The sequence below is a fragment of the Amycolatopsis kentuckyensis genome, from assembly GCF_002155975.1.
Lineage (GTDB): Bacteria > Actinomycetota > Actinomycetes > Mycobacteriales > Pseudonocardiaceae > Amycolatopsis > Amycolatopsis kentuckyensis.
Genome location: NZ_MUMI01000313.1, coordinates 59,423 through 78,975, shown reverse-complemented (window position 1 = coordinate 78,975; position 19,553 = coordinate 59,423). Strand labels below are relative to the sequence as shown.

The 19,553-nt window shown below is 64.8% G+C and carries 21 protein-coding genes; all 21 read right to left on the bottom strand.

Annotated elements, in window-relative coordinates:
* A partial coding sequence (locus tag CCN39_RS28505) for a coiled-coil domain-containing protein (RefSeq protein ID WP_143264188.1) occupies window positions 1-3,241 on the bottom strand: 3,241 nt, incomplete at its 3' end.
* A 134-nt stretch (window positions 3,242-3,375) separates the two neighbouring features.
* Entirely contained in the window at window positions 3,376-3,729 is a 354-nt protein-coding gene (locus CCN39_RS28500) for a hypothetical protein (protein WP_086847077.1), read from the bottom strand.
* A gap of 20 nt (window positions 3,730-3,749) precedes the next feature.
* Complete coding sequence (locus CCN39_RS28495; protein ID WP_086847075.1) at window positions 3,750-4,331, bottom strand: hypothetical protein; 582 nt, start codon at window positions 4,329-4,331, stop codon at window positions 3,750-3,752.
* Complete coding sequence (locus CCN39_RS28490; RefSeq protein ID WP_086847073.1) at window positions 4,331-5,359, bottom strand: phage tail tube protein; 1,029 nt, start codon at window positions 5,357-5,359, stop codon at window positions 4,331-4,333. Before CCN39_RS28490 ends, CCN39_RS28495 begins: the two co-directional genes overlap by 1 nt.
* A 3-nt stretch (window positions 5,360-5,362) precedes the next feature.
* The gene (locus CCN39_RS28485; protein WP_086847071.1) at window positions 5,363-5,602 is read right to left on the bottom strand and encodes a hypothetical protein; all 240 of its coding nucleotides are present in this window, start codon (window positions 5,600-5,602) and stop codon (window positions 5,363-5,365) included.
* A gap of 13 nt (window positions 5,603-5,615) precedes the next feature.
* Window positions 5,616-6,083 (bottom strand): hypothetical protein, encoded by a 468-nt coding sequence (locus tag CCN39_RS28480; protein WP_086847069.1) that lies wholly within the window; start codon window positions 6,081-6,083, stop codon window positions 5,616-5,618.
* A 29-nt stretch (window positions 6,084-6,112) separates the two neighbouring features.
* Window positions 6,113-6,976, bottom strand: a complete 864-nt coding sequence (locus CCN39_RS28475; RefSeq protein ID WP_086847067.1) for a head-tail connector protein — start codon at window positions 6,974-6,976, stop codon at window positions 6,113-6,115.
* Between the two features lie 7 nt (window positions 6,977-6,983).
* Window positions 6,984-7,337 (bottom strand): hypothetical protein, encoded by a 354-nt coding sequence (locus CCN39_RS28470; RefSeq protein WP_086847065.1) that lies wholly within the window; start codon window positions 7,335-7,337, stop codon window positions 6,984-6,986.
* Window position 7,338: 1 nt separating this feature from the next.
* On the bottom strand, window positions 7,339-8,913 hold the full coding sequence (locus CCN39_RS28465) for a hypothetical protein (protein ID WP_086847063.1): 1,575 nt from the start codon (window positions 8,911-8,913) through the stop codon (window positions 7,339-7,341).
* A 12-nt stretch (window positions 8,914-8,925) separates the two neighbouring features.
* Window positions 8,926-9,207, bottom strand: a complete 282-nt coding sequence (locus tag CCN39_RS28460; RefSeq protein WP_143264187.1) for a hypothetical protein — start codon at window positions 9,205-9,207, stop codon at window positions 8,926-8,928.
* A gap of 53 nt (window positions 9,208-9,260) precedes the next feature.
* Window positions 9,261-9,815, bottom strand: a complete 555-nt coding sequence (locus CCN39_RS28455; RefSeq protein ID WP_086847059.1) for a hypothetical protein — start codon at window positions 9,813-9,815, stop codon at window positions 9,261-9,263.
* Between the two features lie 8 nt (window positions 9,816-9,823).
* A complete protein-coding gene (locus CCN39_RS28450) occupies window positions 9,824-10,375 on the bottom strand; it encodes a hypothetical protein (protein ID WP_143264186.1) in 552 nt (183 codons plus the stop codon).
* Between the two features lie 160 nt (window positions 10,376-10,535).
* Window positions 10,536-11,777: a GH12 family glycosyl hydrolase domain-containing protein gene (locus CCN39_RS28445; protein ID WP_086847055.1), complete on the bottom strand. Its 1,242-nt coding sequence runs from the start codon at window positions 11,775-11,777 to the stop codon at window positions 10,536-10,538.
* A gap of 11 nt (window positions 11,778-11,788) precedes the next feature.
* Entirely contained in the window at window positions 11,789-12,676 is an 888-nt protein-coding gene (locus CCN39_RS28440) for a LamG domain-containing protein (RefSeq protein WP_086847053.1), read from the bottom strand.
* A 394-nt stretch (window positions 12,677-13,070) separates the two neighbouring features.
* A complete protein-coding gene (locus CCN39_RS28435; protein ID WP_086847051.1) occupies window positions 13,071-14,324 on the bottom strand; it encodes a phage major capsid protein in 1,254 nt (417 codons plus the stop codon).
* 66 nt (window positions 14,325-14,390) lie between these two features.
* Window positions 14,391-15,179: an HK97 family phage prohead protease gene (locus tag CCN39_RS28430; RefSeq protein WP_086847049.1), complete on the bottom strand. Its 789-nt coding sequence runs from the start codon at window positions 15,177-15,179 to the stop codon at window positions 14,391-14,393.
* Window positions 15,151-16,389: a phage portal protein gene (locus tag CCN39_RS28425; RefSeq protein ID WP_086847047.1), complete on the bottom strand. Its 1,239-nt coding sequence runs from the start codon at window positions 16,387-16,389 to the stop codon at window positions 15,151-15,153. Before CCN39_RS28425 ends, CCN39_RS28430 begins: the two co-directional genes overlap by 29 nt.
* Entirely contained in the window at window positions 16,386-16,556 is a 171-nt protein-coding gene (locus CCN39_RS50295) for a hypothetical protein (RefSeq protein WP_158104558.1), read from the bottom strand. Before CCN39_RS50295 ends, CCN39_RS28425 begins: the two co-directional genes overlap by 4 nt.
* A 17-nt stretch (window positions 16,557-16,573) precedes the next feature.
* Window positions 16,574-18,130 carry a terminase large subunit domain-containing protein gene (locus CCN39_RS28415; protein ID WP_143264185.1) on the bottom strand — a complete coding sequence of 519 codons (1,557 nt, stop codon included), beginning with the start codon at window positions 18,128-18,130 and terminating at the stop codon, window positions 16,574-16,576.
* Complete coding sequence (locus tag CCN39_RS50795; RefSeq protein WP_167455203.1) at window positions 18,075-18,617, bottom strand: hypothetical protein; 543 nt, start codon at window positions 18,615-18,617, stop codon at window positions 18,075-18,077. Before CCN39_RS50795 ends, CCN39_RS28415 begins: the two co-directional genes overlap by 56 nt.
* A complete protein-coding gene (locus CCN39_RS52950; protein WP_353526874.1) occupies window positions 18,521-19,381 on the bottom strand; it encodes an HNH endonuclease in 861 nt (286 codons plus the stop codon). Before CCN39_RS52950 ends, CCN39_RS50795 begins: the two co-directional genes overlap by 97 nt.
* Window positions 19,382-19,553 lie beyond the last annotated feature (172 nt).

The window sequence follows — 19,553 nt, the reverse complement described above, 5'->3', positions numbered from 1 at the left end:
CGGCGCCGGCGCCGAGGGCGTTCCAATGCACGAGGCCGCCCGACGCGAACCGCGGCAGCTTCCTCTCGTTGACGGCCTTCATGAAGCCGACGCCGTAGAAGTCGACCGCTTCGGCTTGATGGACGAATTCGCCAGGAGACAACCTGGCATCCACCAGGTCATCCTTCGGGCCGCCCGGCCCGTAGACCGGGCCACCGGAGGCATAACCAGTGCCGCCGATGGTCTTCTTCTGATTCATCGAGTCGTTGAAGTACCCGCCGGCAGAAGTACCCTTGAACACCTGCGCCAGGCCGGCTGTGTCAACACTCGCAACCGCGGTGACGTCATACTTGAAGTCCTGCGGGATCAGACCCAGCTGCTTCAAGTAGTCGGCCGCGCGGTCCTTCGAGACCCCAAACGCATCAGCCACCTGGCTGATCGCGGTGTTGTACTTCTGGTTCGTCGACAAGCCGCTGTTGTTGATCGAATCCCACAACTGCAACATCAACTGCAGGTTTTGCCGGCCAGCAGCCGTGTTGATGTCCAGCGACCTCGACGCATTGTCATGTGCGTCGGCCAAATTCTGCTTCGCTACGCGAAGGGCGTTCGCCGCGCGGCTGCTCTGGTACTGGGCGTCTGTGACCGCTTCGTGCGCACGGCGTTCCGAGTACGCCGCATCCTCGACGGCCTGATGCGCCCGCTGCAGACCACGCTGAGCCTGCTGCAAACCGTAGCTCGCATCAGCCAGCTGCTCTTGCGCCTTCTGGATACCCTTCAGCGACGAGGTAACCTGATCCTGCGCAGACCGCAGCGACTGCTGGGCCGACACCACGCCGCGAGCACCGTTGACGCCGGCGGCATCCGCCTTCGCCACGTCCTCGCGCAGGTTCTTGCCCGAGTTGATCGCGTTGTTGAGCGCGTTTTGCGCCGACAGAAGGTCTAGCGCCGCCTTGATCTCAGGCTCGTTCTGCGTCGTGACAGTCTGGTTCGCGACCCGGCTGGCGCTGGCGTCGGTTATGCCGAACGTCTTCGCAGCTTCCCGGGCGTCGAACAGACGCACGCGGGCGGACGCCTCGGTGACATTCTGGTCCTCCAGCTGCAGGTGCAGCGCCTTGAGGTCACGGATAGCCTGCTGCCGAGCTTCCGACAGTGACACCTCGGCCTGACGCGCTTGCTCCTGCGCCTGGGTGTACGCCCGCTGAGCGCTCGAGACGCCGTCGACGGCGTCTCGAACCGCACGCTGAGCCGTCACGACACCGTGCGCCGCCGCAGCGACACCCTGCTGGGCATCGCTGACCGCACGCGCCGCCTGAGCTTCCGAATGCTGCGCGTCGGCGACACTGCGGGAGGCCTGAGCGACCGAGTGTTCGGCATCCTCAACGGCGCCCTGGGCGGAAGCAACCGATTTGTCGACCTGCTTGAAGTGGTCGGTGATGGCCGCGGCCGCGTTGGCGATCTGCAGGGCCGACTTCAGGTAGGCGGCGGACACCTGCTGCACCGTCTGCCCCGAGGCGCCGCCGGCGATCGCTGATGCCCGGAACATCATGCTGACGTATTCGAGGCTCAACCCAAGGGCTGCCGCGGCCCGCGTCGTGGCTTCTTGGCCGTCCTTTGATGCCTGTAGTGCGAGCGCCTGCTTGTTCTCCGACGCGGACGCATTGTCAGCGTTTGTCCTGACGCTGCTCCACTGGTTGATCAGGTCGCCCAGGGCGTCCTTCAGCGCACCAGCTGCCTTGGCGTTCTCGACCGTCGCCTTCGCATTGCGGTCATGGGAGTTGATCGCCGCGCCGCCGGCCTGGACGGACTGGTCGAGCTTCGCCTTCAGCGCGTCAAGCGCCGGGCCGCCACTCATGATGGCTTCGGTCAGGTCCGCCTGCGAAATGCCGAGCTTGCCGGCGTTGGCGGCGGCTTCCTTGAATGCGCCCGAGCCCTGGAACTGGTCGATGATTTGCTGGTTGACAGCGCCGTGGTTCTTGATCAGCGCCGAGGTAAGCTCGTCGGTCTTGGCTTTCAGGTCGGCCGTCTTCGCCGACGCCTCAGACTCGCTGCTCGCCAGGCTGCCCATGAGCAGCGTGCCCGCTACGAGCGCGATACCGAGCGGTCCAGCCATGGATGCGGCAGCCGACGCGAAGTTGACAGACGCGGTTGCCGCGGCCGTCCCGGCAGTTCGGACAGCAGTGGCCGCCACCGAGGACTGAACCGACACGCCTTCGAGCGACGCCATCATCGTGGCAGTCCGGGCGGCGCCGGCTTCCATCCCGGCGCCCAGCGTGAGAACGCCGCCGGCGAGCGCCTTCACCGCGATGGTGGCGAGCTCGGCCAGCTTGAAGGCGCCCCACAGCGCCAAGGCGCCCGCGGCTACCGTGCCGATCACAGGCGCCAGCGGACCGAGCAGGTCGGTGACCACCTTGAGGGCCGTCGCGGCGGCATGAAGCGCGAAGTTCAAGACCGGCAGGGCGCCGTCGGCCAGGCTGGCGATGATCTGCGTTGTGTTCTGGATGACGCCGTCGATCTCGGCGCCGTTCGACGCCCACGCCTGCGCGACATCGTTGATGATCTGGACGCCGGCAGTCAGGACACTCGAGGTGATGACCCCAAGGGATGTCATGAACGCGCCGTAAGACTGGGCGTTCTGCCCCATCGAGGCGACACTCGTGCCGAACGCCGTGCCCAGCGTGTCGGCCGCGGTCTCCACGCCGACAAACACCGGCAGGCTATTCTGCATCGCCGATGTCACGCCAGGCATCGCGTTGCGCGCGAACCCGGTGACCGCGTTCGTCAGCGAGATGATATCCGGCCCGGCGGCGGCAAAGCCAGCCTTCATTGACGGGCCGAGGCGCTGCATCTCGGCGTCGATGATCCGGCCAGCACCTACGATCTCCGGAACGATTTGGTTCGTTCCGGAGCGAGTCGACTGAACGACGTTCTGCCACAGATTCGTGTACGTCTGCTTGACGTCTTCATTCGACTTCTGGGCAAGAACAGCAACGCCGATGAAGCCTGCGCCGATGCCACCGATGACCGCCGCCCCGATGGCCGGCGAGCCCGCGATAATTCCGGCCGCCATAAGCTGGAACCGCGTTGTGAAGCTGTCGAGAGCCCTGCGGCTAGCGTCGGTACGGACGTTGACATCGACGTTGGCGTTCTTGCCGTCGAGCTGTTCAACCTTCTTTTGAACGATCTCGACCGTCTCTGCCAGCTTCAGGAACGTCTGAGACGCCCGGTCCAGCGCGACGACATTGAAGGCGAGATCGTTGGCCACCGAAAGCTCCTAACCCTTGGCAGCTTCGGCAGCTGCGTCCACATAGGCCGCGTAGACGTCAAACTCGTCAAGCAGCAAAGACTTGATGACCGGCGGATGCAGTGAGAAAACCCGCCCGAACGGTGCGAGGTAGGTCAGGTAGCGTTCGTGCGGCTTTTCCCAGCGCTTCGCCCGCCGCTCTTCGTCGGCTTTTCTGCGGGCAGCGGCGTAGGGTCCACCTCGGCGTCCCCTTCGGCCGGAGCTTCGTCCTCGAAGACCGGGACGATTTCAGACAGCTTCAGTCTCTTGACGTCGTCCCACTTCACAACCTCGCGGTTGCGCTTCATCGCGAAGTACGCGACTGCGCAGACCGCGTGCGGGTCGACGCGGGCAAGTGCCGGGTTCAGCTCGGAAATCGTCAGGTACGCCTTTTCCTTGAGCTCAAACGCTTCCTCAAGCGTGAAGTCGAAGTCGAATTCGTACTCTTTGCCTTTGATCAGGTACTTCATGAACTATCCCGCCTAGGATGTCAGTTCTGAATCTTGTTTGCTGTGTCGTCCATGGCTTGCAGGATCGCCCTGCGAAAGTCGTTGGAACGCCTCTTGATCGTCGTGCCGAAGTACGGCTTCCCCTGCTGATGAACCCAGTTGTCCCGGTTGCCGAAGACGGGGTGCCGCCACCCCTTCGGGGAGTCCAAATGCCGCGGCATCGTTCGCTGGCCCGCAGGCAGGTTGCTTGAGTCGACGACGAACCGGATGCCCGTGGCGCGGATCTGCAACTTCGTCGCATCCGCGACGTGCCGCCTCAGGCCGGCCTGCTTCCGCAGACCGCGGTTGATCGCCTGCTCGACATCGCGCCCCGAGCGCCGGGCAACCTGCTCCGCCCGGAAGGCGTTGAACTGTCGACGCCGGGTGGCCCCACCACCTCGCGAAGAGGTGACGGGGATGTTCCGGACGGCCTGTTTGACGTCATCCAGGATCGGCCTGCCAGCCTCCAGGATCCGCTTGCGGAGATCGGCGCGAAGCTGCTTCGGCGCGCCGCGGAGGTTGCGAGACAAACGCCGCCACTCTTCCGCACCGGTCGACGAAATCGAGATTCGCGCGTCTGTCATCAGATGTTGGCGCTCTCCGTGCTGACGATCTTGATCTGGATGACCGGGTTGACTTCGTCCGAGTACGCCTCGAAGTCGGTCGACATCTGCACCAGGTCGGCGCCAGACACAGCCGGCGACGCCTGCTTCAGCTTCACCGCGGGGATGATGATCGAGAACAGATAGTTCGCCGAGCCGATCGCCGCACCCGTCAAGTCCAGCTGCAGCGCAGTCGTGGTGTTGTTCGTGAACAGGTCGTACAGTTCGGTCTTGTTAAACTCGGCCGACAGCTTGCCCGTGATCGTCGGAACGCCGTTCTCCAGCTGCTCCGCCTTCAGGCCGCCGTTGCCCAGGCCGAACCGGTCAGTCGCCATCGGTGCCGAGCCGCCGACCGAGATCTCCTTGATGATCGTCGCGACCGTGGTACCGCCAGCGATCGTGGTCTCACCTGATGCTGTGGTCGCCGTGCCACCCAGCTTCAAGGTTGCCTGCGAGAAGTCGAACGTGGTCGCGCCGGCGAGGTAGGACGCGGTCGCCAGGGCGGTCGCCGTCGCCTCGGAACGGCCGTCGACGCTCAGCTTCAGCGACGGCGTGTCGTTGTCCTTGAGGTTGAACTCCCACTTGGACACCTTGATGCCGGCAAAGGTGAACGGCCGGACCGTACCGGTCGACGGCTCCGGGCGGCCGACCTGGCAGGTCAAGCCGAGGCCGCGGAAGTCGCCCGGGGTGTGAACCTGCTTGTACGCCGACCCGGAAATCAGGGTGGGCGTGGTGACCGTCGAGGCCAGCATGTGCTTGACCAGAAGCCCCATGCCGAGCGTGTTGATGTCGAAGTTGATGTCGCCGGAAATGGTCTGCCGCGACACCCTGATCCGCGAGGCGCGCTTGTACTTAGTGCCGGCGCGCAGGGCGGTCGGCTCGAGGAACGTCGGGTCGCGCTTGAGGTTCTCCGAGTTGAACTCGATGAAGCGCGTTACAGTGACCGGCGTGCCCCAGGTGCTTTCCTGGGCAAAGCCGATCTGGCCGTCAAGGCCGGAACCAGTGGCCATGGGTTAGTTCTCCTTCTCGGCCTTGACAGGCTTCTTTTCCGGAGCGACAAGGACCCAAGTGGCTTTCGGCCAAGCTCGGGCTTCGTCGCCGGCACCGACGATGTAGGCGTCTTCGGTTTCCTCGGTCACGTCACCGGGAACTTCGATCTCCGGCGCTTCAGAGGTGACAGGAAAGGCGTCGTGTTCCCCGACGGGCCTGAACACGCTGAGGTCGTCGCTCGAAAGCGACTTGAATCGAGGCATTACGATGCCGCTCCTAGACTCGGGTTTTAATGTGCACGCCGAAAACGATCCGGCCCTGCGGCTTCAGCGAAATGGCGTCACCGCTCGGAACTTCCGCGAACTCCTGCGAGTACCGCGAGTTCGCGATCTCGGCGACAAACGGCGGCGCCTGCCCCAGACTCGGGTTAGCGCGGAGCGTCTGACCGACGGTGTCGAAGATGGCGAACGCAGCGTCGCGCGTTGCCTTCCACGAATTGGCTTCGCTCTCGACGAAGTCGACGAGTACAGCGCACACGATGTCGAGGTCTTCGGCGCGCTTCTTCGCGCCCAGACCGTCCCACTGCTGCAGCCCGGTCGCGGCGACGAACTCGGCAGCCTGGGGGTCAGCGTCGTATCCGACGTAAACCGCATTCGCGTAGTCGCCGCTGGCGACCGGGCCATCCCAGACGTTCACGGACTGCCCGGAAAACGCGGTCGTCAAGGCCGCCACGATGGCGTCCACCGCGGCTGGATATCGCGTTTCTGTACCCATTACGCGAACCCCGGAATTCCGTAGCCGCCGAGCACCTCAACCGCCTGGTTCGGGATGGCGTAGCCGATGCCGGGGATCTGTGTCACGCCCATGCCGCCCGGAACCGGAGCTCCGCGGCCGCCGCGGCGGGTTTGCCAGAGGTGTTCGACGATGAAGCCAGCCGCCTGCGTGAACTCCGACGGAATGACCTGATAGCCGGCGACATAGGTCACCGACAATTGACCGGAGAACTCAGGGCCGCTAATCACGTCGACAACGCCCGTAGCCGACTCGACGTGCAGCGAGCCGACGTTCCACGTCATGGTTCCGTCCACTCGCGCCACACTGGTCAGCGAAACGACCGGAAAACGGTTCAACGCCAGTTGCCGCGGCGCCCCTGAACGATCGAGTGTCATCGCCGGATTGGCCTGGCCGAGGCCGCGGAAATAGTCGGGCAGGCGATGTTCTTCGGTGAACGTTCGTTTGACCGCGACCTCGCCGAGGATCCGCTCAACCGCGGTGGTCGCCGACTCGATGTAGCGACGCAACGCTTCGTCATCCGACGTGCCGGTGATCTTCAGCTGGTCTTTCATCTCGGCCAGCGAGATGAGATAGAGCGGCGTCAGGCTGCGAACGTCGAAGATGTCGACGCTCGCGCCGGGATTGGTGCCCACGCCGCACCATTGCACGACATGGCGGCCGGCCTGTGCCGTAACGAAGTCGTACTGATAAGTGCCGGTCGTCAACGGTGAGACCGTCTGTACAACCTGCGTGTCATCCGGCTGGATAATCGTCAGGGTGACGGTGTCGGCGTTCACCAGGCCGCCAGACGGTGACTTGTTCTGCCAGCTGCAGCGGATGACATCGCCGAGGTCGATGGCCATGTCTCTCCTACAGGTCGTTTACGGTGACGGTTCCGTACAGCGCGGTTTTCCGTTTCCCGCCGGAGCTGATGACGTCTAGCCGCCACCACGTCTTCGTCGTGTCGATAGCCGAGGCGGGAATAGACACCGTCACCAGGCCGCCCGCTGCGTTCGTGACGGTTACGCCAGACGCTGGGCTCGATGTGCCTTTCCAAACGGCGCCATCCGTATCGGCCGTGGCCTTGGTCGGCTTCAAGAACGCCTCGAGCGTCATGCCAGTCAAATCCAGCGTCGTGCCGGCCGTCGGGTTGTTCGTGGTCAGCGTGCAGTTAATGTTTTCGTCGTTGTTTTCGTTCAGCGTGATCTCGACCTTTAGAGCCATGTCACCTACCGCAATTCGCGGCAGTGCCGCCGTAAGAGTCGATTGTGGTCGAACCGCTGTACGCGTCGATCGTCAGCGAGCCCGCGTAGGCGTCAACGGTGAGCGTCCCACCGTAGGATTCGATGAACGTCCCGCCGCTGAAGTCCTGGCAGATAAAGCCGGTAGACGCACCCAGGCTGAAAGAGTCAACCGTTCCGGCCAGTCGCGCGAAACCGGGACGGTCGGCGAGCACCAGGGCGTAGCTGAGAGTGTCAGCCTTGGTACCGAGGCGAATGGCGCCGGGGGTGTCGCTCAGCGCCAAGCCGGTCGTGATGGTATTCGTCGCGTTGCCGGATCGCATCGCGCCGACCGAAGGATCGGCGAGCGACAAAGCCACCGTCGCGGTCTCGCCAAAGACGGCGCCGCTGCGCGAAGAACCGACCGATGGGTCAGCCAGGGCGACGCCGATGGCAAGCGTGTCGACTGTCGACGCCGGTCGAGCAGCCGAGATAACGTCGAGGAGAACAATGCCAGTCGCGACAGACTCTGTAGCGCCGCCAGCGCGAGCGGACCCGGCCGAACCGTCGACAAGGGCCAGACCGGTCGCCAGCGCGTCGGCATTGCCGCCGCCGCGGCTCGCCCCGACGGTCGGGTCTGTCAGAACGAGGCTGTTGACTGCAACTTCGCCGAAGGCGGCGCCAGCCCGCGCAGAACCCGCGGCCGGATCGGCCAGGGCGACACCGATGGCAAGAGAGTCGGACGCAGATCCGAATCGGAGGCCGGCCGCGGCGTCCGCCAGGGCGACGCCGACAGCGATGCTGTCTGCTGTGCCCCCTAGGGTGCTGGCCGTGGCCCCAGGATCCGTCAAGCTTGTCGGGGACGCTGCGACGGCGTCGGTCGCGCGTGGCGTCTTGTAGAAGCGCGCCTGCGTCGGCCCCCGACCAGGGTGCCACGCTGTGGAGCTTGAGCCCTCGACGGCCGCGCCGGCGGCTTCCTTCACCTCGAACGCGAGGATTGCAGGGATCGTCGCGGAAGTGACACCGATCGTCACAACCGTGCCGGCGGCTGGCGTGGTCGCCGTACGCTTGAGGACGCCGCCGCCGATTCCGCCGAACGTCGTCTCGGCGTCATTGAAGCTGCAGCCAGTCGCCGCGGTATCGGCGCCGCCGTTTTCCTCGATGTGCGCGGCCCACACCCAGGAGTTGGGCCCGGTTGTGGTGATGTTGACCGTGGCCGCCAGCGCGGTGGCCTTAGCGCCGGTGAAGCTTGTTTCCGCGCCGGTGAACACCAATACTTTCAGCGCGTTGGCCGTGAAGCTGCCAGCGCGCGCCGAGCTGACCGTGATGTTCGACTGCGCAGATGCGTTGTAAGCCCAGTAAACCTGGATCGATCCCTGGCCGGACTGGTTGATCGAGACGCCGACCGACGTCCACGTCAGCGCAGTGCCGGTGTTCGAGATAGAGAAGGTGTTGAGCTCGTCCGCCTCGCACAGCGCGAAGAGCAGGGCGCCGGCGGGCGGCGAGAACGATGCCGTGGTCGCGGGGGTTGTGGTCCCTTTGACCATCGCCGGCGTGGAAGCGTCGAGGGCGAGAGCCACCGCTGCCTCCGGTTAGTTCGAGGTATCCCCTGCGGTGATCGACCCGATGTCGTTGAACGACGTCAACCCGCGACTAGCCAAGGCTGCTTTGCCGATCGTTCCGGTCCGAGCGGTCCTGGGAATCTGCTGGACGATGCGGGTTCCGTCAGGCTTGACGACGATCAGGTACTGCCAGGGACAGCTGGGGTCCAGGTCGTAGTCGACGCCTTGAAGCGCCAAGGTCCCGCCGCCGTTGACGGGCGAGTCGAACCGGACCGAGATGATCAAGTCCTTCTGGTTCCCGCCGGCGTCCACCCAGGAGTCCTGCCACACCCACGGCGACGCCGGGGGCCATGCTCCGCCACCCATTAGTTGAGCGCCTCCAACGTGTACTCGTGCAGCTGAATCGAGTTGCCGGCGTTGGCGATAGAGAACGTGGCGAACAGGTCGACAGCTTGGCTCGCGGTCGAGTCGAAACCAGTGCCGACCGCGGGCGCGCTAGCTGGCATCAGGATGTCGTTGGCGACACCCGATGCGGAACCAACTGCCGATTCCGAGCACCAGTCGCCCTGGCCGAACAGTGTCGCCGAGGTGCCGGAGCCGATCGAGCGGCATGTCAGCATGATGATCGCCCGCCACGACACGTTCGTCTTCGCCGTGGTGTTCAATGCCATCGCGCCGCCGTTGAAGGCGACAGTGGAGCCAAGGCGGACGTCGAGCGTCAATGTGCCCGGGGTGGTGACGATGTTCGAGATGCGCCCCCAGGCGTTGAGCCGTAACACGCGGCCCGGCAGGAAGAAGTTGGCCGGCAGGGTGAACTTCGCCGCGCCGGGAAGAATCGACGTCGCGGTAGTCGAGTTCGCTAGGGCGGTGCCGTCCACCTGGGCGGAGATCAGAGTCTCGCCCCAGGTTTGCATGCTCACACTGTCTCCTAAGGGGTGAAGATGAGCAGGGCGCCCTGCGAGTTGAAGTTGACGTTGAGCGCGCCGCCACCGCCCGTCTGGTTCGACCCGAAGTCGATCAGGCCGATCAGCGGCTGCGTCGCGGCCGTGCCGGGCGTCCGGTCGCTGATGACGGCGTAGCGGAACGGGCCAGCCGAGAACGGCGAGCTCCACGTCGCGTTCGCCGCAGTCAGCTGGACCACGCCGGAGCCGACGTTCTCGAAGACTGCCGTGCCGTCCGTGGTTTCCCGGCCGAGCACGGTGCCGAGAGTTGTCACCGTGCCTGCCGACGTGCCGGCAACCGCGCATCGATAGACGAAGCCGTTGCCGGACGCCGGTCGGATGACATCGCCGACCGCGTAGGCCGTCGAGTTGGCGCGTGAGGTGCCCCAGCTGTTCGCCGCGGTGTACGTCATCGCGCACGACGACAGCGTGACGCCTCCGGTGCTGTAGCCGGACCCGGCGGCCAGTTCGGCCGAGAGGTCCGAGACGTACGCGTGAGTGTCGAGGTTCGGCGTGTAGGACGCCGTGTGCAGCGTCATCGTGATCGCGTCAGAGTTCCAGTCTGCTTCTTTGTTCAGGAACTTGACTTGCGCTTGGCGATACCACTGCGCCATGGCGTAGCCCTTCTATGGCTGAAAGATCGTGACAGCGAGAAGCTCGGTGACCGTTAGGCCGCCGAGCTTCTCGCTGGTGGTGCCCCTACTTCAGGTCCAGGCCGAAATCCGTCAGCGTGAACCGCGCCGGGTTTGCCTGAGTGGCCGCGCCGGTGTCACGAACCTCGATGCCGAAGTTCAACTGGTTCAGCGTCGGATTGGCGTTCATGTAGCCGCGGGCGGCAGCCTCCGCGATAAACGCCCTGATGTCGACCGTGCCGGAAACCTGCGCGTTCTTCGAGATGAACGCCAGGTAGCTGCCGCCGGACTGGCCGGTCTTGTTGCCGTCCCACCAGACTTCGTAGACCTGGCCGTCGGGGGCAGTCCAGTCGGTGCGCCGAGTACCGGCCGGCGCGGCGTTACCGCCGTGCTGCGTCCAGATCATCAGCTCGGTGTAGTCGCCACTCGCGACACCGTTCAGCCAGAGGTCCCACGCCACGTTGTAGCTGCTGGTGTTGTCGTAGCCCGACACCGTGCCGCCGAAACGGCCCTTGACCGAGGTCGGCCACGTCGACAGCGCCTTGCCGGCGCAGCAGCTACCCGTCGCGTCCCACTTGGTCGACGGGTACATGAAGACTTCGCCCTCTGGGGTGTCAAAGCCCCACGAGTCAACGCGCCAGTTGTTGTAGTTGCACAGGTACAACTTTTCGAACTGACCGTTCTCGTTGCCCTGCCAGTTCCATGCGTCGTTGTGGACGTAAAACTGCCCGCCGCCCGTGTCCGGAGCGTCGAAGGTGCGGCCATCCTGCTCGTCAAGCTTCGTCGGGCTCGCACACCCGCTCGGGGGCGGCGCAGTGGTCGAGGTCGGCGGCGGAACGACAGAAGTCGTGGTGGGCGGCGGAGGCTGCGTGGTCGTCGGCGCGGGAGTAGTCGTACTCGGCAGCGGAGTCGTGGTACTCGGCGGAGGCGGCGGAGGCGGAGTGACGCCAGCCGCGTATGCGGCGTACGTAAACCAGATCGTTCCGTTCGCCTTCGGCTGCGTCTGCGTGAACATCGCGCGGACCTTGAACGTCGTCGCAGTATAGGAATCGCGAACGGTGTTCAGCATATAGGCGTTGTAGCTGCCAGGCGTATTCGGCGATACCACGATCGCCGCGGGCACTACGCCGAGCGTGTGCGACACTGTGCAAACTCCGTTGGAGTTCGTCGTACAAGACGCCTGCTTGAACTCGACCTTCGGCGTCTCCGTCGTCTGCCCCGTGGCGACGACGGCCGTCGTGAGCCCCAGGAGGGCGGCCGCGGCTGCACCGCCCGCGGCAATGAGTGCCGTTCTGACCTGTCTTCGCACGTATTTACCTTCTATAGTCCGGCGAACACCGGCCAGGCGTCCGCGATCTTCTGTGAAATCGACGCGTCATCGACTGTTCCGTCGACACCCGCGTCAGCAGCGATAGCCCACGCGAATTTCGCGCCGTAGGCTTCTGGTTCGAGAAGCACGCTGCGCGCCAACTGAAACCTGACCTTCGCAGCCTGATTACTTTGATCTGTCGCCAGGAACTCTGCCGCCACAGAGAGCGCGTAGTGTGCGACCGCCGCGGTCACGCGGCTGATGAAGTCAGCGTCAACCGCAAGGGCGGCCGAGCTCGTGAAGTTGTCCGCCACGACGATCGCAGCCTTCGCAGCATTGACCGACTGCAGGTCAAGACAGTGGCTGTACACCCGCAGATCATCCACAGCGGGCGTGTCGCCACGCCCCAAAAGCGTCGGAGCATCGCTGTCGGTCCGGATCGGACCGCTCAGCGGAGTGCAGTCGACCAGCTCGCCATCGATGTACAGGCAGACCATCGAGCCGTCAAACGTGCCAGCCACGTGATGCCAGCCGGTTATGTCGCTCCACGGAGCCGACGCCCGAGCCTGCGTCGAGCCATTCTCCGCCTGGATGACGATGTCGCCTTGCAGGCTGAGGATTCCCCAGGCGCCCGTGTCCTCGGCGTCCACATGCCACTCGACGATCCAGGAGTCCTCGGTGGTGATGTCGCCCTTAATCCAGGCCATCACCGTCCGCTGGTCCGCGACGCCGCAAGTCGGCAGCGGCACCGGAGTGGAACCGTTCGCCTGCACGGCATTGCCAGTGCCGTGACCGGCGACGCGGGTGATGCTCGCCGTCATCGGGAAGTTGAGGCCGTTGGCGTAGTCGATAACGGTGCTGCCGGACTCGTCGAAGCTGGCCGCAAGGTCAAGAGCCACGGCAGATCACCGCCCTCTCTGGAACGTCAGGACCTGGGTGGACGGCCGGGGCCTCGGCGGCGAGGCGCCTCAGGAGTTTCCGGCACCTCTTCGACTGCCTGCTCCGGCTCTTCGGCGGCCCCGGGAACTTCTGGCGCCTCTTCGACGTCTTCAGGCGTCTCCGCCGGCTCGGCTTCGTCGGCAGTCTCGGGAACGCTAACGTATTCGCCGCGATGTCCGTCGGCCCAGGCGGCCGCCGACTCGTCTGTCATCTCAACCACATCGCCAGGCACCCAGGAGAAGTCGAGGCCCGCAACGGACTGAAGGATTCGTACTGATGGCATCTACTACTCCGGGATGCGAGGCGCGCAAGGCGCCAGCCGAAGCCGACGCCATGCGCAAACCAGCTAGTTGATCAGGTCGCCGAGTTGGCGTATACCTTGAAGGCCGCGGTGTCGTTCGGCTTCGCGTCGAGACGCAGGAAGCCGAGGTACCCGACCTGCAGGTAGTCCGCGTACCGCTCGGCGAGCCGCAGCATCTGGCCGCCGGCAACCTGGCGAACGACGTACGCCGAGCGCACGTCGCCGAAGCCGATCGACTTGGCGTTCGCCGCCATGCTCGCGACACCCTGGTCAACGACATAGCCGTAACCGAGGATGGTGTCGGGGGCGCCGACCTGCAGCGACGGCTCCCACAGCGGGCGGCCCTGCGAGTCCTTCAGCTTGCGGATGACCTTCAGGCTGGAGTCGTTCAGCACGAAGATCGGGTTCTGCGCCCGGTACGCCGGGTCGACCGAGTGAATCAGGTCGACCAGGTCGTCATAGATAACCGAGGTCGTCTGGCCGGTCGTGCCGGTCTTGCCGGTCGTGGCGTTGGTGAACAGGCCTTCCGGCTGGCTCGAGCCGGTACCGGTCGCCAGGTGGGCGGCGACAGCGCGGCCGATGCGGATGCCGAGCTGGCGGGCGACAAACTCATCCAGGTTGAACGCCGAGTCCTGCAGCAACTGCAGGGAGACCTGCACGATGCGGCTGGAGTAGGTGTAGGCGCCCAGGGTCTTCTGGCCGAACGCCAGGTCGAGGGCGGTCTCCTGGGTGTTCTCCGACAGCAGCTGGCCGGTCTGCGCGGTGCCGTCGAAGGTCGGCCACTGCAGCGGGTTGCCCGAGTCGGTGGTGATCAGCTCAGCGACGTTGAGGATGCCGCCGAACGCCTTCATCGTCTCGGTGATCCGGGTCAAGAAGCCCGGCGGGATAGTGTAACCGCCCGCGGTGGTCGAAGTCGACTGCGCACGTGTGTCGAGCTCGGTCATGCGCTCGTTCATCAGCTGCCGCTGCTCGGCCGCCAGCCCGTTGATGCCGCGCCGCAGGAAGCCGCTGAAGGCCTCCTCGTAGCGCTCTTCGACCGGCTTGCCGGCGGGCGCGTCGGCCGGACCCTCCGGGCCCGCCTTGCGCTCTTCGATGAGCGTGTCGAAGTCGATCTCGCCGTACTTGGCGGACCGCTCGAGGCGCTCGATGTCGGCCGACAGCTCGCCGACGCGGTCAAGAGCCGCATCCCAGTTGGTGCGCTCTTCCGCGGTCAGGCCAGCCTCGGAATCAGCGCGGCCCTCGAGCTCCTGGGCGCGGGCCCAAACCTTGGCCCGCTCTTCCTGAAGCTTACGAATCTTGTCACTCATGACGTTTGCGTCCCTTCGGGCACGCCAAAAAGCCCCGACAAAGCCGGGGCGGGATGGATTGGGGATTTAGCCTTCGAGTCCGTGGTAGCGCTCAGGAAGGCTCTTCATTCGCAGCTTCAGCGATTCGACGGGAACCCGAGTGGACGCAGCCGGCTCGACTTCTTCATCTGCCCGAGTGGTCTCGCCCGGCTCGGGTTCGGGGATATCTGCGAGAAGCTTGGCTGCCTGCGGCAGATGCGGCAGGCGGCGTTCGATGGCAGCACGGTTGCTGCGCATCGCGAGGGCGCGAAGCCCCGCGTCGGTCTCTTCGTACGCGGGGAACGTCACCGCGGACACCTCGAGTAGGCGCACCTCGAGGATCGTGCGAACCTCGATCTCGGCGCTGTTGCCGTCGGACAGCTCGACTTCCTCGACACTCCAGTCGTCCTTGACGACATAGAAGCCGAAGGACATGCCGGTGATGTTGCCGTTGCGCAGGTTGGCCTCGAGGTCGCGAACATACGACAGCTCGCCGTCTAGGTCGGCTTCGACAGCCAGGCCGGTCGCGTCCTGCGACAGTCGGAGCGTGCCGGCGGACACCCTGGCCACGACCAGGCACGAGTCGTGGTCGACCAGCATCCGGGCGTCGCCCTCGGACAGCGTCTTCGTGAAGGCGCCCTCGGCGATCTGCTCGTAGAAGCCCCACGTCAGCGGGTTGCCGATCGCCGTACGGGTGTTGAACACTGCGGCGTGGCCGACGAACGTCGACCCCGCAGGCGCATCGCCTTCGCCGCCGTCCGCGCGGACTTCGACGCCGGCCGCCTTGATGTTCAGGTCGCGACGTTCCTCAGTCGCCTGCTGGCTGCGAAGAGCCATTGTTTCCTCCATCGGGCGGCGGAACGAACCCAAGCGGCTGCATGTTCGCCGGCTGCAAATAGCTGTTGCCGTCCGCGATAGGCGGCAGATTTTCGCGGTCGCGGATGTCGTTTGCGCTGAAAGCGCCGACCTGGCGCATCATGCTGTAGAAAGCCGTGCGCGCGGCGGTGTCGCCGCGGATCAACATGTCGAGGTCGTACTTCACCTCAGTCGTCGGACCCGTCAGCTCTTTCGTGATGCGCTGCTCCGTGGGCGCAAGCCACTGCGGATGCAGGTCAAACGTCACGAACCCCAGCGACTGCTGCTCGAGGCCGGTCCCCCACGACGTCGTCTTCTCCGTCTCCATCATCAGATACGGAGGAACGCCGAAATACCGGGCGATCTCGATGACCTCGAAGTGCCGGGAAGCCAGCAGCTCGGCGTCGGCCGACGGCATCGTCAGCTGCTGGAACTTGGCGCCAGCGTCCAGGACGACCGTCTCATGAGCGCGGGCGAGGCCGGAGACCTTTGCCTTCCAGCGCGACTGGATCGCCTCGGCCTGCTCGGGCTGTAGGCGCTGCTCGGTCTGCAAGATGCCCGACATCAGGTTGCCGGAGCCGAACAGCTTGCCGCTGTAGCGCTCGGCGGCCAGTGCGGTGCCGATACCCTGAGCAGCCAGGCGCACACGGGAGACGCCGGTCAGGCCGTCGTAGCCAAAACCGGGAATGTGGAAGATCTCGCGGGAAGTAGCCGGCTCAGTCGAGCCGTCTTCCTTCGCGATCGCGAAAACCTTGCCTGACGGGTTCAGCTCGGACGGCTTGACGCGGCCAACCTTGACGTTCCAGGGCGACAGTGGATACAGGTACTTGACCTGGCCGTTGCGCGCCTTGACCTTCTGGGCGTAGAAGTTGCCCCACAAGCAGCGGTGCGCGTACGACAGCTGCCACAGCTCGAACGGAGTCATCTCCGGGTGCGGATCGCGCAGCAACGGCGACTTTTGCGGGGTTTTGGTGCCCTCTTTGTACGTCACAAGCGGCATCGCGGCCGCTACAGACGAAATCAGGGTCGTCGCGCGGAACACCGCGGACATTTCGAGGCTGGATTCGGGCGTTACCGCTACGCCGGCCTCGACAATCTGGCCGCCGAAAAGGTCCAACAGCGACGCCGAAGTGATCGGAACCTGCGGGTTTTCGATGCTGTCGCGACTCTCAAACAGGCCGAAAAGGCTCACTTCTTCGCGCCTTTCGCCCCGTTTTGTATAGTCAAAGCGCGCTCAAAGCCGACAACAGCCAGGATCCCCAGCAAAATCAAGGCGGCGGGCACGTAAACCAGGCCAACGCCGACCGCAATCGAAGCAACTCCGGCGACTTCGCCCGCATAGAGGAGCTTGCGTCTCAAGATCTGCTCCTTTTGGGCTACCACACATTGAATGGCTCGCCATCCTGGTCGACCAGGTGCGCGCGGGTATCGAAGCCCCACTGAGCCAGGGAAAGCGACACGGTCGGCGCCGTGTCCGCCGACGATTTGCCTCGCGCCCACTGCAGGCCGTCATTCGTCTCGCGCGCGGTCACGCCGGTGATGGAAGTAGTCAGCTCTTCCTGGCCGATGTGGCGTAGCGTCTTTTGGCGCACCGCGTCGAGAAGGGCTCCGCACGCTGCGCCCATCTCTCCGGCGCCGAGGATGATCAGATCGCCACGCTTCGGCTTGATCTCCTCGCCGGGAAGGCGCTCGCTCTTGTCCCGCTCTTCCGGGACGACGATGCCTGCCTTCTTGAGCTCGACCTTTAGCGACTTGCCGGTTCCGGGGCCCATGACGATCGCGACAGGGTCGACGGTGTTGCGCCACTGCTCGATAGCGGCGACCAGCCAGTCCGTGCCGGGCGCATAGACCGCAATCTGGCCGTGGCCCCAGCCGTCCATGCGCTTGCCGTACAGGCTGATGCAGGCGTAGTCGCGGGCTGGCGAGATGTCCACGCCCAAGGCGACGTCACCGTCGCGCCTGGACTCGGCGTCCATCAGCGCTGACCACTCGTCAGCGCTGATGAAGCTGCCGCCCTCGCGGCGCTTCGGCCATACGCCGAGCACCTCGCGGGCGAACCCGCGGCCACCGTTGGCCGCCATGGCCTTGCGCAGCCGGCCGATCGTCTCGAACGTCACGCGGCCCAGGCCGAGCGCGGGGTTCGCGGCCGCCCACAGGGCGCGATCGTCCAGATCCAGCTTCGCGAGATTGTCGAGGTCGCCTTCGACGCCCCAGTCCCGGTAGCCGAGCGAATCGTCGTCAGCGGCCTCGCCGCGCTTCTTCAGCGCGAACATCACTTCACCGGTGTCGCCAGTCAGTGGAGGCGACGACAGGTAGACGATCTGGGCGTTCGGGCGGGCGATCAGCGTGGGCATCAGGGCATCCTGCTGCTCTGCCGTATACGCAAAGGCTTCATCGATGATGTTTACATCGCCCGAAAAGCCTCGGCCCGAACCCTTAGACCGCGCGACGAACTTGATGCGCTGCCCGGTGTCGAGCCGCTCGAAGCCCTCTTCACCGTTGGTGTTCGAGATCTTGATCTGCACGCCGTCGACTTCAACCAGCGTCTCGGAGATCGCCGTGCCGAGCGCCCGGATCAGCGTTCGGATGCGCCGAAACGCCTCGAGGGCCGTCTTGTACTCGTGCGCAGACCAAATGATCAGTTCTTCGCCCAAGACGAAGAACCCGGTCAGTACGCGGGCTTCGCCAAGGCCGCCCTTGCCGTTCTGGCGGGCAACCCACTCGGCGTACTCGTAGCAGCACCATTTACCGTCGGCGCGATACGACAGCATCAGATCCATGCCGTCCTGCTGCCAGTCCTCGAGCGGCTTCCTGGCAGCCTTCATCAGGCTGCCAGCGACGCTGCCGAAGCTGTCGACGATGATGCCGGGGGCGTGACTAACCCGCGGGTAGCGCGCGCCTCTTGGCTGCGAGTTCGTCGGCGAGGCCAGCAAGGACCCCACCGCCCTTCTCGGCCGGCTTCTCGGGCGCGACAGCCACCTTCGCCAGCTCCGTGATCATTTGACGCAGGGCGTTCCCCTGCTCGCGAGCCTCCGCGAGCGCCTTGTCGATGAAGACATGGATCTCGAGCGGATCGTCGCGATTCTCTTCGTCTTGGACGTCGTTGCGACGCCAAAAGCGCAGCCAGTCCTCGCCGCGGAGCTGGCGATCTAGCTGCTCGAGGCGATCGGCGACACGGCATGCCTCGAGTAGTAGCTCGCGGTGCAGCGGGGTCGGCGTCCAGGCTGTGGTGACCGCGGTCCAGAGCCTCTGGCCTCGAGGACCAAGGCCGGTTTCGGGGTCCGCCTCGTCGCATCGCGGCGCTACAGCTGGCGGCGGTGAAACTAGGACCGCCGGGCACCGTCCCGGCTTGCACAAGGAGTGGTCGCCGGCCGAGTGGAGTCGGGAGCGACGAGTGCGGAGGGCGTTCGAGTCAGCCACGGCCGCACCCCCTTGCTCGAGTTGCACCCGAAGTGCGCCAGTTGAACGTTGCCTGGCGTGTCGTCTCCACCGTTCGCGATGGCTACAATATGATCGATCGACGGAGACCGGGTGTCGGGATACTTTAGGCCCATGTCAACGGGCATGCCGCAGAGTTGACAGGTGAATTTGTCGCGCTCGGCGATCTCCGCCGTAGTGTATGCCTCATGGCGAGCGCCAGCCTTGAGAGCTCGGCGCTTTCGGTTTTTCCGCTGCCAGCTTGCGAGCCTTGCGGCCCTGCGCTCGCCCTCAGTTGCGCCTCTGCCGTCCCGAGCGTGACGCACATACTGCGCGCAGGACAGGCTGCAGGCTTTTGTCGCATCCGAACCTGGACTGAAAGTCTTTTTGCACCATGCGCACTTTCTTACGCCCCGCCGTGCCCGCCGACGCTCCAGGTCGGCTTCCCGGATCTTGTCCTTAAAGACTTCTCTGATCTGCCTGCGACAGGCGCGGCAGGTTGGAGGCCTACTCGTCTGACGATTCGGCCACAGGAGTGTTCCGCATCCGGCGTCGCACGGCGTGTTCGGTCGACGGGGCAATTCGCACCCCCGATCGACATCCAATGCAACGACAATGCATGCATGTTTATGCAGGTCAAGAGTTGGTCGGTAACGAACATCGCTTCCGACCGAAACGTCACGGAGGGATATGCGGAAGCAACGTGGGAGCGGGTCAACGTCAATGCGCTGAACTTTTGACCCCCTATGCCCGTTAACGAGCAACATCCCTAGGTCAGAGGCTATTTCGATCATCCACGATGGACAGTCCACGTGATCAAATTGATCGACATCGGTCCTGCCCTGGGCGCCTACTCGATCCACTCGACGCTTGGCGATCGACAGCCTGACATGATGGCCAACCTGTCAATGCATAACATGCACTTATGTGTATGATCAC

Bases quoted from the DNA above. Each gene is read 5' to 3' on its own strand.
- CCN39_RS52950 (WP_353526874.1), bottom strand. From the start codon at position 19,381: ATGTTGCTCGTTAACGGGCATAGGGGGTCAAAAGTTCAGCGCATTGAC.
- CCN39_RS28430 (WP_086847049.1), bottom strand. From the start codon at position 15,179: ATGGCTCTTCGCAGCCAGCAGGCGACTGAGGAACGTCGCGACCTGAAC.
- CCN39_RS28495 (WP_086847075.1), bottom strand. From the start codon at position 4,331: ATGACAGACGCGCGAATCTCGATTTCGTCGACCGGTGCGGAAGAGTGG.
- CCN39_RS28450 (WP_143264186.1), bottom strand. From the start codon at position 10,375: ATGACGCTGCACACGGCGTCCTACACGCCGAACCTCGACACTCACGCG.
- CCN39_RS28470 (WP_086847065.1), bottom strand. From the start codon at position 7,337: ATGGCTCTAAAGGTCGAGATCACGCTGAACGAAAACAACGACGAAAAC.
- CCN39_RS28435 (WP_086847051.1), bottom strand. From the start codon at position 14,324: ATGAGTGACAAGATTCGTAAGCTTCAGGAAGAGCGGGCCAAGGTTTGG.
- CCN39_RS28500 (WP_086847077.1), bottom strand. From the start codon at position 3,729: ATGAAGTACCTGATCAAAGGCAAAGAGTACGAATTCGACTTCGACTTC.
- CCN39_RS28475 (WP_086847067.1), bottom strand. From the start codon at position 6,976: ATGGCCATCGACCTCGGCGATGTCATCCGCTGCAGCTGGCAGAACAAG.
- CCN39_RS28490 (WP_086847073.1), bottom strand. From the start codon at position 5,359: ATGGCCACTGGTTCCGGCCTTGACGGCCAGATCGGCTTTGCCCAGGAA.
- CCN39_RS28485 (WP_086847071.1), bottom strand. From the start codon at position 5,602: ATGCCTCGATTCAAGTCGCTTTCGAGCGACGACCTCAGCGTGTTCAGG.